Genomic DNA, 1,153 nt, shown 5'->3' with positions numbered 1-1,153 from the left:
CACATTGCGCTAAGGGTCAGGTCTTGCTTTTTGCCACTATCCTGCTCAGTGCGCTAAGGGTCAGCAGTGCGCTAAGGGTCACAGCAGTGCGCTAAGGGTCAGGTCTTGCTTTTTGCCACTATCCTGCTAACCCGCGAATAATGCAAATCAAAATAATCACCCAACGCTTTTAGCGTATAACTCCCAGTCTGATATGCCGCCTTCAGCGCATTGTCACGTGTTTCATATAAGCGTTCGTACTCTGCAAGCGAAAGTGCTGTTCTACGCTGTTGCTTTTTTGGGATATCAGACAAATCTTTATCTTGCTCTTTCATTAATGTCAGATGTTTTTCGACAAACTCGGCATCGCCCAAAAACACCTGATTGCTGAGCTTTTGCCAAAGCCCTACTTCATGTCCTTGCTCAATGAAAACCGCATATTTTTCTCGGGCAACTTTGCGCTGTTTTGCAAACATACCCAACAACGCATCTGTGTCCAACCAATCCGGTGACACTGTGTTCCCCATGGTCGCATGCCAACTGCTCCAGGGCCAGTCATCAAGTGCTTGTACCATGTTCGCCCGAATGGGATTTAACACAATATAGCGGCTCAGCTCTAACAGATAAGCGTCTTTATCAACCAGAATACCTTTGTAGCGCCCCTGAAATAAATGGCCTACCCGCTTATGCTTACGGTTAACCGCCTGCGTATACATACCGTTTAATTGACGCATACCTTTACTTAGATTCGCATCCGGCGTTTCCAGCAACAAATGGTAGTGATTGGTCATCAGGCAATAAGCATGCACTACCCAGTTATACTGCTCGCATACTTTGCCCAGCAGCGTTAAAAACAATTCGAAATCGGTATCGTCAAAATAGATGGCTTTGCGCTCATTGCCCCGGCTGGTGATGTGGTAAAGCGCGCCGGCAAATTCAAGCCGTAAAGGTCTGGCCATGGTATTGGCTCCGTCCGGTGTTTAGCATCGCTAAACTGTAGCGCACCAGACAGAAAAGGCAAAAAGCAAGACCTGACCCCTAGGTTCCCTAGGTTCCCTAGGTTCCCTAGGTTCCCTAGGTTCCAGTAGGTTCCAGTGACCCCTAGGTTCCAGCAAGACCTGACCCTGAAGCCCCTTCGGAAAAGGCAAAAGGCAAGACCTGACCCTGAAGCCCC

Annotated in this window: 1 protein-coding gene; it reads right to left on the bottom strand. The window is 48.6% G+C overall.

Translation table 11 applies throughout. The features are described 5' to 3' along the window. Positions 1-98: 98 nt before the first annotated feature. Entirely contained in the window at positions 99-938 is an 840-nt protein-coding gene (locus tag MN202_RS20360) for an REP-associated tyrosine transposase (RefSeq protein ID WP_335737965.1), read from the bottom strand. Between the last annotated feature and the right edge of the window lie 215 nt (positions 939-1,153).

This window comes from Rheinheimera muenzenbergensis (assembly GCF_036984005.1).
GTDB classification, from domain to species: Bacteria; Pseudomonadota; Gammaproteobacteria; order Enterobacterales; family Alteromonadaceae; genus Alishewanella; species Alishewanella muenzenbergensis.
The sequence above is the reverse complement of the archived record's forward strand: the minus strand, read 5'-3'. Positions and strand labels throughout refer to the sequence as shown.